The organism is Armatimonadota bacterium, assembly GCA_031459715.1.
GTDB classification, from domain to species: Bacteria; Sysuimicrobiota; Sysuimicrobiia; order Sysuimicrobiales; family Humicultoraceae; genus Humicultor; species Humicultor tengchongensis.
Genome location: JAVKIA010000046.1, coordinates 1 through 14,225, shown reverse-complemented (window position 1 = coordinate 14,225; position 14,225 = coordinate 1). Strand labels below are relative to the sequence as shown.

The window sequence follows — 14,225 nt, the reverse complement described above, 5'->3', positions numbered from 1 at the left end:
TATACCCTATTGGACTCCCGGCATGGGGGGAACGTCAGGTGACCGAACCTTTTGTCCTTGTGGAAATTAGGGGCCGCCACTATTACCTTGCGGGTAGTCCTTCTGTCTTGCTCGGGCACCGGATCGCCCGGACTCATGGGGATCCGCCTGATGGGATTTTTGCCGAATGGAAATGGGACGGGGCTAGCGTAACTGCTAGCAATGACAGATACGGATTCTATCCTCTGTTCTACTACGCCACTCCAACCAAGATTTGTATCTCGCCTTCACTCGTCAAACTTGTGGAGGTAGGTGCGTCTACGGAGTTAGATGAGGAAGCTTTGGCAGTCTTTCTGCGACTAGGATTCTTTCTCGCTGAAGACACCCCCTTCAAGGCGATACGGGCGCTGCCTCCGAATGCACACCTTAGGTGGCAGGGTGGATGCTTGGAGGTGCGCGGAGGGTGGAACATGCCGGCATCGCGCACAATGAGTTGGGATGAGACGATCGATCGTTACATTGAGCTCTTTCGAGAAGTTATACGCGTGAGACTCCCGTCGGTCGCGGATTTCGCCATTCCGCTGAGCGGTGGAAGGGACAGCAGGCATATTCTGCTCGAACTGTGCCGAGCTGGGTATTGCCCCAAGTTTACCGTTACCGTGTGGGGATTCCCTCCTTCGAATCACCCTGATATCGAGATTGCGCGTTTCGTTTCCCGTGAGTTGGGCGTGGAGCATGTGATCCTTCCTAGAACGCCTTCTCGGCTTGGGCTGGAGCTGACAAAGAATGTCATGACTTCATTTTGTAGCATTGAGCATGCTTGGTACCTTCCGATGGTGAACTATCTTGACGGGCGGGCGAGCGTTGTGTTCGATGGGATCGGAGGCGATGTGCTGTCGGGAGAGAGCACAAGATTCAACGCCGATCTGGTAGGACTATTCAGGTCACGTCGGTGGCGAAAGCTGAGTGATCAGCTGCTCGGTAGGCACGACATACTCTTGTCTAATCTCTTGCCTGCTCGTCGCTATCGTGGATTTGACAGAGCGGTGGCAACTCGCCGTCTGATCCAGGAATTGGAGCGGCATGCTGATGCCCCTAACCCCGTTGGTTCTTTTCTGTTTTGGAATCGCACGCGACGTTCGGTTGCGCTTGTACCTTACGCCATGATCAATCGTGTGGTGAGAGTGTTGAGTCCCTACGTTGATCGCGATCTCTTTGATTTCGTTACCTCAATATCGGCTGAGCTTCTTCTTCATGGGCAGCTCCATACTGAGGCAATCCGCCGAGCGTTCCCTAGATTTGCGCACATTCCTTTTTCGCGAAAGCGGGCAGTAGTTAGCCATCGGCAGCATTTCCGCCGGTTTGCCGCCGAAATCGTCCGCTATGCTCTTAGCGAACCTACACCATGGTTCCGTCGCTCGACCCTGTTCCCTTTTCTTGCATGGTGTACTGTCACGGGCGAGAGGCGTGGCCACCATACGCTGATATTGTACCTCATTCAGCTTCAACGGTTCGTGCGGGCTATCCAGGAAGGTCGGAATGTCCCACGGAAGTCACTCCAACGAACAGTCTCCTGAGTGCGAACGTGAGTAGGCGGCGTGAACGGAAGACCCGTGGCGTCTACTTTCTGTCGGACGCAGTATCCCCGGGACATGTGGATTTCTCCCGGCATATTTGCTGGTGGCAACGATGGTGCCGCCGACAGTTTGCTGGGGCGACCCTGTTGTCGCTACGCTCGCCACGGCGTTATTCCGGTTGGAGCGATGTAGTTGCTGGCCAGCAGTCTGAATGTCAGCGTGATGGTTGGAGTGATCGTGGCATAGATCTGACGGCATTGAAGGAGCCCTGCCTATGCACTGCGGGCATTACTGCATGCCTATTAGTCGCATTGACGCTGGGAGGTCGGATCGGAGAGCATCTGTAGCCGGTATTCGATGAGGACAAGCGATGTAAGGCCTAACCTGCAGGCGGAAAAGACTGCGGAAAAGGATCTGTCTCTGCAGAGGGCATGCAAGCGTGTGGTCGATGTCTTCGTGGCCACCCTACTCCTCCTGCTTTCGTCCCCGTTTCTGCTACTCGCTGCTCTGGCAATCAAGCTCACTTCACCCGGTCCTGCATTGTACCGCTGGCCGGTCGTCGGCCAGGGAGGCCGGCCCCTGCGGGCGTACAAGTTCCGGACCATGGTCGTGGGTGCTGATGAAATGAAGCGGCACCTCATGGACCGAAACGAGGCTACTGGACCTGTCTTCAAGATGAGAGATGATCCGCGGGTGACGCCTCTGGGACGGTTCCTGCGCAAGTACAGCCTGGACGAGCTGCCCCAACTGTGGAGCGTGGTCAAGGGAGACATGAGCCTGGTGGGCCCACGCCCCGTACTCACCTATGAATGGGAACAATTTGAGGAGCGGCACCGTCGCAAGCTGAGCACGAAGCCCGGGATGATCTGCCTCTGGCACCTACGCGGGCAGCCCCGAGACTTCGAGGAGTGGGTCCGCCTGGACCTCGAGTACATTGACAACTGGTCCCTCTGGCTGGACCTGAGGATCCTTGCCGGAGGAATCCTCTATCTGATCACCGGGAAGAACTACTAAGATTCTGTTTGGGGATGAAGGTACTGGTTACCGGCGGTGCAGGATTCATTGGGTCCCACACAGTCGACCTGCTGCTCCAGCGCGGCTATTCTGTCCGCATCCTGGACGCGCTCCTCCCGCCGGTGCACACACCGGGGCACCTCCCCGAGTACGTGCCTGTGGGGGAGGTGGACTTCGTCCAGGGTGATGTGAGGAACAGGGCGGACTGGGAACGCGCCCTCGACGGCGTTGAGGCGGTGTTTCACCTGGCGGCTTACCAGGACTACCTGCCAGACTTCTCGCGTTTCTTTCACACCAATACTGTTTCGACTGCCCTCCTCTATGAGCTCATTGTCGAGCGACGTCTTCCTGTTCGGAAGGTTGTCGTGGCGTCCTCCCAGGCAGTTTACGGAGAAGGAAAGTACCGCTGCAAGGCCGCTGTCTCAGGTGGAGCTGCAGGGGACACTCATGGTGTATACTTCCCGCCCCCACGAGCAGAGGAACAGCTGCGAAGAGGCGATTGGGAGGTGCATTGCCCGCAGTGTGGGGCGCCCATGGAGCCGCAGTGGACGGATGAGGCGGTAGTGAATCCCCACAATCAGTACGCAATAAGCAAGTACACGCAGGAGATGGTCGCCCTCAACCTGGGGCGGCGCTACAACATCCCCACGGTCTGCATGCGCTATTCCATCGTCCAGGGTCCCCGCCAGGCCTTCAGAAATGCGTACTCCGGAGCGCTCCGCGTCTTCGTCCAGCGACTCCTTCACGGCCGTCCGCCGGTATGCTACGAGGACGGCCAGCAGCTCCGGGACTATGTCGCTGTCCAGGATGTGGCACGGGCGAACATCCATGTTTTGGAAGACCCTCGGGCTGACTTCCAGGTACTTAATGTGGGCGGTGATCGCAGGATCTCTGTTCTCGAATACGCACGGCTGGTCTCGCAACGGGCCCGTGTGGAGCTTAGCCCTCATGTTCCGGGCCTGTACCGGTTCGGAGATACGCGCCACATCTTTTCCGACGTTGGCAAGCTCAGAGCGCTGGGCTGGGAGCCCCTGGTGCCTCTCGAGCGCGTAGTCGATGAGTACATTGCGTGGGCGCAGGATCAGGCCGACTTTCGGGACTACTCAGAAGAGGCCGAGGCCCGGATGCGGGCCCTGGGAGTGCTTCGTCCCGCAGGGCGAAGCGTCACGTAAAGGATTAAGGATTAAGGAAGAGTGGTCCTTATCCCTGGGCAGAAAAGGCATTGAGAGTCGGGCTGTCGAACCCTGGGCGTATGACTACCGCTGTTTCCGCCCTCGGCCCCGCGCTTTCAGAAATCGCCGTCGAAGAGATGGGCGACCTTGCCGGTTTCGAGCTGCTGCGGGAATCATGGGACCGCCTCGTGGTGGAAGCGGAAGGCAGCATCTTCCAGACATGGGAGTGGGCCTTTGCCGCCTGGAAGCACTTCGGAGGAGGAAGGCGCCTGCGGATCCTCGCCGCCTACAGCGATGGGAAGCTTGTGGGAATCGGCCCCCTCACCGCCCAGCCGGTCGGCGGATGAATCGTGGAGTTGACCAGTCTCGGCTTTTTCAGTGCTGCATCGGACACGCAGGACTTCCTGGTAGCCGGAGATCTTTATGCTCGAGTCGGTGAGGCGTTCGGCAGGCACCTTGCCGAATCGAGGGATTGGGATATCCTGCGCCTGGACCTCGTTCCGGCGAATTCCAGGGCAACCCAGATCTTCCTTGAGACAATGGCGCGGCGGGGGCACAAAGTGCTCGCGGAGAAGGGCCCCACGAATCTTGTCACCGTGTTACCCGGGTCTCTGGACGAATATTTCGCTGGCCTCGGTCAGAAGACGCGGTAGGAGCTGCGGCGCGAATACCGTCGGATTATGGAGGCCGCCGAGGTGGATGTCTGTCCTCCGCGAGGCGACGTCGACGTATATCTGGACACCCTCCTCCGTCTCCACGCGCTCCGTTTTGCGCGCAAGGGGGTGCCGAGCCTGTTGGCAGATCCGTCTCTTGCCGCATTCTACCGCGATGTGGTGAGCATGCTGCATGCCCGGGGGTGGGTACGGCTCTCCCTTCTGCGCGTCGGACAAGAGGCCGTCGCCGCGCACCTGGCCTTCTGACACCGCGACCGCGTCTACTGGCACCAGTGTGGCTTCGATCCTTCCTCACCCTGGGCCCGGCGTTCGCCGGTCAGGGCGCTGTTGCTTCACTCGCTCACACAGGTCATCCGCACGGGCATGAAGGAGGTCGCTTTCGGCCGCAAGGGAGAGGCATACAAGCTGGATTTCGCTCCCCAAGCAAGGATGACGTCCTGCTACCAGATTGTCTCCGGCCGGTCATCGACTCAGGTGCGGCTGATTCTGCATGGGGCGAGCCAGCGCGCCGGCAGGCTCCTCCGCGCCTTCATCCCCGGGATGAAGCTTGCACCCCTCGCCTTCTCGGCCTGAGAGAATTCCCGGACCCGAGGCCCTTCGGGCGCCTCTGACGAAGACAATGCCTGTGGTATTCGCGCACTTGATGGGTCTCGTGGGCGGGGCACGCAGGAGAGTGCTCCGCCGCTACCGGGAGGCAGCAAACACGCTGAGGTACCGTGGCTTCTGGCCACTGCTCTGGTACTTGACGAAATTCCTGCTCTCGCCCCTGGGGCAGCTGTCGCTGGTCAACCTTTACCAGCGGGACCCCTGCGAGCCGATTCCTGATATTCACCCACAAGCAGAGGTTGAGGTGACGCTAGCCGGTGACGCGGATATCGAGATGCTTCTGGCTCTGGCCAGGACGCAGGGATGGCCAGTACCCCGTCACCTGGAGAGTCAGTTCCGCGGAGAGATCGCGCGCGGTGGCTCCGCGGCGCCCTTGCCTGCGGGCGTGAGCCGCGAGGCAGGCGTCATGACCCAGCCGCTGGAGCGTTGCTTTGTAGCGAAGGTCGGGCGGGAAATCGTTCACAGCAGTTGGATTCGAGAAGGCGGATCAATAGATTTCTTCGTCGACCCGCCCATCGAGGGCGATCTGGGCAGTGGCGAGGCCTATTTCCACACCGCCTTTACCCCCCGGGCCTGGCGGGGCAAGATGATCCACAGTGCGGTCATCCAAGCAAAGCTGCTTTACGCTCGAAGAGCCGGCTTTCGCAGGGTCTACTGTCTTGTCGACGTCGACAACACCCCGTCCCGAAAAGGCGTTGAAAGGCTCGGCTGGCACGTCGTAGCCAGGATTCTTTTCTTCGTGAGCCGGCAGCGCAAAGGCGCGTTCGTCTGGGTGGTTAATGGACGCTTGACCGTGCTTGGGAAAAACGGACGGAGGTTGCATCTGGTCCACGCCTGAATGCCCGAAGGCTGTTTGGCTGTCTCACGGTTGCGACAAAGCCTTACATTGAGGAGGAATGTTGGTGCGCGCCCTCCAGGGCTTTCGCAGGATTCTCGTAGCTTGCTTAGGTTCGGCCTGGACGCGAGCAACTCCATCATGGCGAGCTGGCTCCTGTCTGCTAGCCCTGGCCACCCTCGTGCTCGCAGCCTGTGGAGGCACGGGAAGCGGCGTTTCAGTGCTCGGCAGCGTGGCTGGATCAGTGGGGGTGTCGGTGTCGACAGCGCAGGCAGGCTCAGCCACCTTCCGGGCTGGCTCTTTCCCGCTTCTTGGCCGGTCGCCTGCGGACCGTCCCGCGTTCGCTCCCGGGCAGCTTCTAGTCAAGTTCAAGCGAGGGCTGCACCCGACAGACGTGGAGTCATTGAAAGCCGGCCTGGGGATGGAACAACTGCGTTTCAGCCCTCAAAGTGGCCTCTACCTGCTGAGGATTACCACAGGGGAACCCGTCGAGGCGGTGGTCGCCCGGTTTCGTGCTCACCCGTTCGTCGAGTTCGCTGAGCCCAACTACCTGTTGTATCTGGACGCCGTTGAAATCCGCCCATCGCTCAACGGCCCCAATGATCCCGCGTATCCCTCTCAGTGGCATTACGCCAGTGTTAACCTTCCCGCCGCCTAGGAGGTGACCACCGGCAGCGCGCTAGTGGTGGCGGCAGTCATCGATACAGGAATTCTCTCTCGCCACGAAGACTTGGCGGGGGTGATGGTTGCCGGATACGATTTCGTCGATGGCGATACGAACCCTGAGGATCCCGGGTGTCCCGATGCCACCACTCCCAGCCACGGTACTCACCTCAGCGGTACTATTGCCGCACTCACAAGTAATGGAAGGGGCGTTGCCGGCGTGAACTGGGGAGGGGCGGCAAGCACCAGGATCATGCCTCTTCGCGTGTTCACCAACGACGCCGGAAGTTGTGCGGCAACGACCGATAGAGTTGTTGATGCCGTTTACTATGCTGTGAGCCACAGCGCCAGAGTTGTCAACATGAGTTTTGGGATCGGTTATGGGAACTTCAGCCAGGCGTTGCAGGATGCCATCAACTATGCGGTTGCCGCCGGCGTGGTGGTGGTAGCTTCCGCCGGCAATGATAACAGGGACCTGGACCAGCTACCCCGCTATCCGGTCTGCTTCGCGAACGTCATCGGCGTCGCCGCCACTACCATCACCAATGCTCGCCCTTCCTATTCGAACTTTGGATCTTGTGTCGACGTTGTAGCGCCTGGGGGCGATCTAAGTACAGACCTGAACAATGATGGGAATCCCGACGGCGTGCTCAGTACCTCGGGCACGCAGGCGGCCCCCAGCCAATACCTGTTCACGCACGGCACATCGTTTGCTGCCTCTCATGTTACCGGCCTTGCCGCCCTGCTCATGGCCAAAGGTGTGACCGGACCCAGTACTGTGCAGAGCGTCCTGCAGAGTTCCGCCACCGACCTGGGCCCATCGGGGTACGATCCGAGCTTTGGCTGGGGTTTGATCAGTGCTGGAGCCGCTCTGGGCGCGCCGGCCAGCACGAACCTCATGCGGGCATTTACAGGGATATCCTCGAGTAGCTCCATTACCGTGGCCAGTGATATGGTTGCAGTAAGCAGCAGTGGCACGTTTTCCGTTGACATCCTGCCAGGCGAAGACGCTTCTCACACCGGGCGTGGCATTCGTAATCTATGGCTCGGTGATCTTCCGCCTCCCGGGCTCGGTCTGGCAGCACCTTGAGACGGGTTTAAGTGAGGCCATAGCGCGACCCCTATGGGGCTTCTCCTGCTTGAGATAGCTAAACCGCGGGCGCAGGCCTTGTCGGTCAAAACCGTGATCCCGCGGCTGGCAGGGACAGACTGGCTTGCCTTCTGTTACGCAGTATATCGGACCGGGCTGGTGGCCGTGGTCTACGACCGCCTACGGTGGCATGCCCGTGATGTGCCGGAGGATGTTCTGGAGTGGCTGAGGGTACAGTACTTCCAGTTGCTCGCCCGGCATCGGTGGCTGCGCCAGGAGCTGATTCAGATCACTGAGGCGCTGGCCTCTCGGGGTTTGTCCGTCCTGCTCTTCAAGGGCCCGGCGCTTGACGAAGTCACCGGCAGCGCGCCGGGCCGACCCTTTTCGGACCTGGACATCATGGTGCAACGCGAAGACCTGCAGGCGGCCACGGGAATACTCGAACGGCTGGGGTACTCGCCTGCCGGCGGCAATCATCCATTTCACCTTCGGCTGGTGCGGCGGGACGGGACGTTTCCTGTAATGGTGGAAGTACACTTCGACCTGTTCGATCTCCAGCGCTCCTATTTCCCCGACCTGAGGGCGATCTGGCAGCGATCCGCATCCTCAGACGTCTTTCACTCCTGTCTTGTGCCCGAATTGACGGATCACCTCTTGCTGGTCGCCATGCAGTTGCCGCAGCACCACTGGTCTCCCCGACTAGTGGTGGACATCGGGCGCATGGTATTCCACAGGCCGGATCAGATCGACTGGGATGCTCTGGCCGCGCGGGCGCGCGCATGGGGCATGCGGTCGGTCTGTGGGGCCGCCCTGTATCTGGTCGAGGCCCTGCTCGATGTTCCCTTGCCTGCGGCCGTGCGGACCTTCGCTCGACCGGAGAACTACCTCCAGCGGGTGCAGTGGAGCATGGCGGCTCGGGCATCGACGGACCAGTTCGCCCGCCCTTACTCTCGTATAGCGCCTCTGGCCGCCTGCCTCGTGGTGGACCGTGTGGAGAGGGTGCCCGGGCTGATTCTCCAGTCCGTGGCGCGGGGTCCCGGCACGGACAACGCGGACAGCACCATGCGTGGCGTGGCCCGCAGGCTCCTCCACGGGGCAGCGGCCCTGCCGATCCTTGGTCAGATAATGATCAGCAGTCTGCTCACCCGGCATCCGGCGACCCACCCCGTGCCCAGCGGTGAGCGCTCGGCCTGGTCGTGACGACGCCCAGATTCGACAGAATGGTTCTGGTGGTCAGTCCGGGTGCGACAACAGTCCCAGCGACTTTTCGTGTATGCTGGATCAGGAAATCGAAGAGCAGTTTGGCCCGTGTCTTCAGAGCGCGTGACACTATCCGGTAGTTGCTGGTCGGCATGACCTCCGGCGCGAAGTTCCGCTTGTACGGTTCATCGCCGGGGCCGAGCCTGAACTCACGCAGGCCCGCCTGAATCGCCCATTCTATATTCTTCAAAGCAAGGACCAATCCGGGCGAGTACCGGGTCCAGGCCCCGGAGATGTCGAGGCCACACTGGCGAGCGTACGCCCGTCCGTTGCACCAGAAGACGAGGTCAGCCGCGATGTAGCCGGTTTCCGACCGCAGGAAGGAAAGCCGGAGCCAGCCACGCTCGTGAAGAAGTTGAGCCACCTCGCGGTAGAAGTTGCGGAGGCGCTGATCGGCCAAGAGGGATTTACGCTGAAGGAGGCGCCAGCGAAGGTCGTGCAACTCAAGAAATCTGTGGAGTGCCTGTCCCAAGTCTTGGCCGAGCTGAACTTCTTCCACGACACAAAGCCGGGAAAGATGGCGCGATCTCCGAAGGAGCTCTCTCCTGGTCTTGCCCTGTAGCCTCCCCAGGTACTCATCAAAGGATGACGGGAGCCGGACAACCAGCAATGATCTACCTGGTTCCTGTGAGATCGCGTGGCCTCGTCTGGCCATCGAGCAGAGGAAATGTTCGGTGGCAATGGAGTCCGGAGGCACGGAATGTATGTGAAGCCTGTCCCAGCATCCCTGTTTGGTTAGATGGTCAGCAAAGGCCTCCGCTGCGGTCGAACTGTACTCCTCGGCGACCAGGAGCTCTATGGTCTCAGGGTGGGTTGCATCGAGCGGGTGGAGATCGCAGGTGGTTACCAGCTTTCGCCTGTGCGGACGCCAGACGAAGGGCGCAACGCCCACCAGCCTGGTACCATCCCACGCCGTCAATATGTGCAGCCTGCCTGTGGCCATATGGTACCTGGCGGAGGCAAACGTCCACTCCCAGGTCTGGTAGAGTCCTGCGTTTGTGCACGAAGCGAGCTCATCCCACGGCCCCCGTAGTCCTTCCAGGTCCTCGACCTGGTCGATGATTCTCAGGGAAAGAGACACTGTTGGCTGTCAGGCTCCAGATCTGGCGGCTCCCCGCTACCAGATACAGGTGGCTCTGCGGGGTGCCGCCACGGTCTCCCCAATCTGGATCAAGAGAGCTCAGCTACACGCTGGCACAGGCGGGGATCTGGCATCTATCCCGCGTGGGAAAGAATGCGAGCGATTGAAAGAGGGAATTCGGTGTAGTCGAACGTCGTAGATATCCTTCGGAGAAGCTTGCGGAGATCTTAGGCTGGTTTGCGGAAAGTACTCTCGTTAGGCGAAGGGAAAAGGCTTCCGCAACCGGCAGGCCGTAGCCGTACCAGCCGGTTAGCGTGCCAAGCTGTGAAACTGTGCAACCTGTGGGCAGGCAAGGTGTGTTTGGCCGATGCAAGTGACCACTCCCGGGCTTAGTAGATTCCACTGTTCGTAGCGGGGACAGGCTGATTCCACTGCCATCGCGGGCCTTCCAGCCCAGTCTCAGAGACTGAAGGGGCCGAAAGTCCCAGTAGTCCAGTACGAGCGTGTTATCTGATACGTTGAAGGATGTTCTCGTCGAGTCCGAGGCTGGCGCGGCGAACCAGTCCGTCGTTGACGCCGTACGCTGGATGATCGAATATGTGCGCCAAGTAGAACTTTTCCGTCCATGGCTGATCAGCGAACTCGATCGGCACGAAATGACGCAATCCTTGAAGTCTGGCGATCTTTCTCATGTCGTGCGACGCATTGAAATCGGCGATCGCCAGCAACTCGCCGTTGCACTCGCCAAATGTGAACCCGATGATGTCATCGAAGTAACAATGAACCCGTGGTAGTAAGAATCTGGAATCGAAGTCGAACAACTTAAGAGCGTCCATTGTCGAGCTGTACAAATCCAGGTCGAACGCGGCAAAGGCGATAGGGGGTGGAGCTGACGCGATGAATCGCGCTAAGGTCTCGTTCACGAACCCTAGAACAAGTTGCGCCCGACGTAGCCGCCGCCTCAGCTTCTCGGGGTCCATGGGATACGCCCCCTCATAGTACAGGTTGGGAAGATCACGATGGTCGCGAGGTTTGGGAAGGCCAGATCCGGTGTCGAATCCATAGACATCAATCTGGAGAGCCATGTGTCGTTCGACCTGCTCAGCGATGAGCTCCAGCGCGATCAACCCTCTTCCTCCAGCCACCCCGAACTCGATGACTCCGATACGTTCTGTCCCGACGGCCTTGGCTAGATGCGCTCCCTGCATGACGCCCCAGGCGTAGTCTGGCCGGGCCTGCACATCTCGAAAGACTTTTCTGAGGATTGCGTTGAGGTACGGATACGCGAAGGCATCCCTCTCGTAATTCTCATCGGGAGGCTCTTCTCTTAGCCAGTTTCGAGCCGCACGAATTCCTGCTCGCACCAGTCTCTTAACCGTCCTTCGCATTATTTCTTCCTCCAAGATTCATCCTCTGCGGCGAGCTTTGCGTATCGGGACAAGGTCTGTCTGTGCCGGCAAAGAGATAGGGGGAGGTAACCCCCTCCCCCCTTATCTATCCCCACCCCTCAGTGCGTCACTTCTTAGGCTAACGGACGAAGACCCCTGTCGGGAAGTTGAACTGTCCGGATCCGCTGCCCATAGCTCCCAGTGCTATCCAGCCCGCTGCAGCCATGTTGTCCATCCGCACAATGCGATGATTCGCATGGTCTCCGACGAAGATCTTCCCGCTGGAATCGACAAAGATGCCCACCGGGAAGTTGAACTGACCGGTGCCACTACCTGCTGTGCCTAGTTCCGCCCAGTTCGTTCCCGACATGTCATCCACGCGCACGATGCGGTTGTTGCTCATGTCTGCCACGTAGATCTTGCCGGCGGAGTCCAGGAAGATGCCCCGCGGTCCGTTGAAGTTGCCCGTCCCGGAGCCGAAGGTCCCATACGTCATCCATCCCGCGCCGGCCATGTCGTCCATCCGTGCGATCCGGTTGTTACCCTGGTCAGTGATGTAGATTTTTCCGGTTGCATCGACGTAGACGCCGAATGGCGTGCTGAGCGGATCTCCTCCGGGGCCGCCAAACGCCGTCCATCCAGCTCCAGTCATATCGTCCATGCGGACGATGCGGTTATTCCCCTGGTCCACCACGTAGATCTTGCCGGCCGAATCCACAAAGATGCCCCGGGGCCCACTGAAGTTCCCCACCCCAGAGCCCAGGGATCCGTAGGCGACCCACCCGGTCCCCGACATGTCGTTGATCCGCACGATGCGATTGTTGAGTTGGTCCGATATGTAGATCCTACCGGTCCCATCCACAAAGAGCTGCACGGGGGAGTCGAACTGGTTCGTGCCGCTACCGGAGGTCCCGAATGTGGTCCATCCGGTCCCGGACATGTCGTTGAACCGCACCACGCGGTCGTTGTCTCGGTCCGCTACGTAGATCTTCGGAGCCGGCGGTGGCGGCGGCCCAACGACAACTCCACCACAGCCTGTGACCACCAGCGCCACAGTAAGCAGCACCAGGCCGCGCTTGAGTGGGCTCTGGAGCATACGTCAGCACCTCCTGGGTATGGGATCATGGACCAATCGGAAAGCGCAGATCTTGCGCCGAGACGGAAATCACTCCTGCTCCGGATTACGCGCACCGAAGCAGGTCACCGGCAGGCCGGAATGTTTTCGCAGCTTCAGCGCAGTATTCTGCTTCTTTCGCTGGTATCGATTATGGTGTAGTTCGCGGAGCGCAGGACGATTCCTTCCATCGAAGGGTGGAGAGCTGTTCACCAGACGATAGTTTCGCGCGTGGCGATTCGGGGTGTGCGTGCACCGATCCCGAAGCGTTCGGTAGAGGGAAAAAGCGCCGCCAAAGACTGAGAGGACCGGTTGGCTGACTGATCTCAGTAGACGCTCTTGCCGGCGATGCGGAACTCCTGGAGGTCCTCGTCCGCCTTCAGCGCCGCGTAGAGCCAGACCAGGGGGATGAAGAGCCCGCCGCTGACAAACACCAGAGAGAGCAGGATCACCGCGTGGACCCACAGGCCCCTCAGGAGGTACCAGAACGGGCCGAGCACCGCCGCCGCCCAGTTCCACCCCAGCCTGCGGGGCGGCGGCTGGTAGTAGAGGTCGGCGGGGTCTGCCCGCGCCGGCAGCGGTACCTCCTGGCTGAGGGCCCGGCGAACCCACCGTGCGGGACGGAAGGGCGCGTAGCCGACCCAGAGGAAGGCGTACAGCACGACCAGCAGGGCGGCAAAGACGCGCCAGAAGGTCACCTCCAGCCGGCCCAGCAGCACCACAACCAGCAGCACCAACAGCGCGGCAACTCCCCAGCGCATCGAGCCTACCCCGTAGTTGCCTGAGAACCTGGAGCGGGGAACGGGAATCGAACCCGCATCACCGGCTTGGAAGGCCGGGGCTCTACCATTGAGCTATCCCCGCAGAGATCACCCCACAGATTCGTTGCGCGAATCTGTGGGGACCCCGGTCATCAAACCAGGCTGGTGGGCGGGGAAGGATTCGAACCTCCGAAGGCATTCCGCCAGCTGATCTACAGTCAGCCCCGTTTGTCCGCTTCGGTACCCGCCCGAGCACCATCAAGTATAGGCAGGGGGATGGGGTGGGGCAAGGCTAAAGCGAGCGGGGGCAAGGGCCAGTGCCACGGGCCGGGAACCACGCCCCTGAGGGCGGAATTGCCCGCCCTGCCTCAATTTGCGCCCACGGGCCGCTCCGGCACTGCAGGAGAGGCCGCGGATCTCCGCGAAGGAAGCCGTGCCGCACCGCCTGGATTAGTGCGAGCCAGCCGGGGAAGGAGGTGAGCAGATGAACAAGGAGCAGCTCGTGGAGAGGGTGGCGTCCAGGACCGGGCTGACCAAGAAGAGCGCCCTGGAGGCCATCAACACCACCTTGAGCACCATCACCTCCACGCTGAGGAGGGGGGAGAGGGTCACCCTGGTGGGGTTCGGTACGTTCCTGGTGCGCCGCAGGGCCGCCCGGAATGGGCGCAACCCCCGGACGGGCGAGCGGATCAAGATTCCGGCGAGGAAGGTGCCGGTCTTCACCGCCGGCAAAGAGCTGCGGTCGGTGATCAAGTAGGACGCTGCCCACCGTCTTTCGCAAGGGCGGCCGGTCTCGGCAAGGGCGGCCGGTCTCGACAAAGGCGGCCAGTCTCAGCAAGGGCGGGCCAGTAACGGCCTGCCCTTTTCGTTCTGCTAGGATAGCCCTGTGACGCAGGGAGAGGCGGTCCAATTCCTGTTCGGCCTGCTGGACGGCGGCCGGTATCCGCGCCCGCCGGGCCGCGAGACCAACCTGGCGCGAGCCCGCCGCCTGCTGGCCCGGCTGGGGCACCC

At 60.8% G+C, this 14,225-nt stretch carries 13 protein-coding genes, 2 tRNA genes and 1 pseudogene; 10 read left to right on the top strand and 6 right to left on the bottom strand.

All coding sequences use genetic code 11. The features are described from left to right. Positions 1-1,997 precede the first annotated feature (1,997 nt). The 9 genes and pseudogenes from QN152_12580 (at position 1,998) to QN152_12540 (ending at position 8,810) form a co-directional block, all read left to right on the top strand. Positions 1,998-2,570 carry a sugar transferase gene (locus tag QN152_12580; protein ID MDR7540343.1) on the top strand — a complete coding sequence of 191 codons (573 nt, stop codon included), beginning with the start codon at positions 1,998-2,000 and terminating at the stop codon, positions 2,568-2,570. A 14-nt stretch (positions 2,571-2,584) separates the two neighbouring features. Beyond that, a complete protein-coding gene (locus QN152_12575) occupies positions 2,585-3,742 on the top strand; it encodes an NAD-dependent epimerase/dehydratase family protein (protein MDR7540342.1) in 1,158 nt (385 codons plus the stop codon). A gap of 137 nt (positions 3,743-3,879) precedes the next feature. Beyond that, positions 3,880-4,089 carry a hypothetical protein gene (locus QN152_12570; GenBank protein MDR7540341.1) on the top strand — a complete coding sequence of 70 codons (210 nt, stop codon included), beginning with the start codon at positions 3,880-3,882 and terminating at the stop codon, positions 4,087-4,089. 3 nt (positions 4,090-4,092) lie between these two features. Further along, the gene (locus tag QN152_12565) at positions 4,093-4,395 is read left to right on the top strand and encodes a hypothetical protein (protein MDR7540340.1); all 303 of its coding nucleotides are present in this window, start codon (positions 4,093-4,095) and stop codon (positions 4,393-4,395) included. A gap of 3 nt (positions 4,396-4,398) precedes the next feature. Beyond that, a pseudogene (locus QN152_12560) lies at positions 4,399-4,989 on the top strand (GNAT family N-acetyltransferase). A gap of 100 nt (positions 4,990-5,089) precedes the next feature. Next, complete coding sequence (locus QN152_12555) at positions 5,090-5,860, top strand: hypothetical protein (protein MDR7540339.1); 771 nt, start codon at positions 5,090-5,092, stop codon at positions 5,858-5,860. Positions 5,861-6,107: 247 nt separating this feature from the next. After that, positions 6,108-6,515: a hypothetical protein gene (locus QN152_12550; protein ID MDR7540338.1), complete on the top strand. Its 408-nt coding sequence runs from the start codon at positions 6,108-6,110 to the stop codon at positions 6,513-6,515. A 27-nt stretch (positions 6,516-6,542) separates the two neighbouring features. Beyond that, positions 6,543-7,610, top strand: a complete 1,068-nt coding sequence (locus tag QN152_12545) for a S8 family serine peptidase (protein MDR7540337.1) — start codon at positions 6,543-6,545, stop codon at positions 7,608-7,610. Positions 7,611-7,703: 93 nt separating this feature from the next. Further along, positions 7,704-8,810: a nucleotidyltransferase family protein gene (locus QN152_12540; GenBank protein ID MDR7540336.1), complete on the top strand. Its 1,107-nt coding sequence runs from the start codon at positions 7,704-7,706 to the stop codon at positions 8,808-8,810. Here the strand turns inward: QN152_12540 and QN152_12535 are convergent. The 6 genes from QN152_12535 to QN152_12510 form a co-directional block, all read right to left on the bottom strand. After that, positions 8,752-9,951, bottom strand: a complete 1,200-nt coding sequence (locus QN152_12535) for a GNAT family N-acetyltransferase (protein MDR7540335.1) — start codon at positions 9,949-9,951, stop codon at positions 8,752-8,754. The two genes, QN152_12540 and QN152_12535, sit on opposite strands and share 59 nt — an antisense overlap. Positions 9,952-10,457: 506 nt before the next feature. Further along, positions 10,458-11,339: a hypothetical protein gene (locus tag QN152_12530; protein MDR7540334.1), complete on the bottom strand. Its 882-nt coding sequence runs from the start codon at positions 11,337-11,339 to the stop codon at positions 10,458-10,460. Between the two features lie 139 nt (positions 11,340-11,478). After that, the gene (locus QN152_12525; GenBank protein MDR7540333.1) at positions 11,479-12,435 is read right to left on the bottom strand and encodes an NHL repeat-containing protein; all 957 of its coding nucleotides are present in this window, start codon (positions 12,433-12,435) and stop codon (positions 11,479-11,481) included. 344 nt (positions 12,436-12,779) lie between these two features. After that, on the bottom strand, positions 12,780-13,214 hold the full coding sequence (locus tag QN152_12520) for a DUF2628 domain-containing protein (GenBank protein MDR7540332.1): 435 nt from the start codon (positions 13,212-13,214) through the stop codon (positions 12,780-12,782). 29 nt (positions 13,215-13,243) lie between these two features. After that, positions 13,244-13,317, bottom strand: a tRNA-Gly gene (locus tag QN152_12515). Positions 13,318-13,377: 60 nt separating this feature from the next. Next, positions 13,378-13,464: transfer RNA gene (locus QN152_12510), tRNA-Tyr, on the bottom strand. 234 nt (positions 13,465-13,698) lie between these two features. On the opposite strand from QN152_12510, the gene QN152_12505 reads away from it, so the two are divergent. Next, positions 13,699-13,971, top strand: a complete 273-nt coding sequence (locus tag QN152_12505; protein ID MDR7540331.1) for an HU family DNA-binding protein — start codon at positions 13,699-13,701, stop codon at positions 13,969-13,971. Positions 13,972-14,225 lie beyond the last annotated feature (254 nt).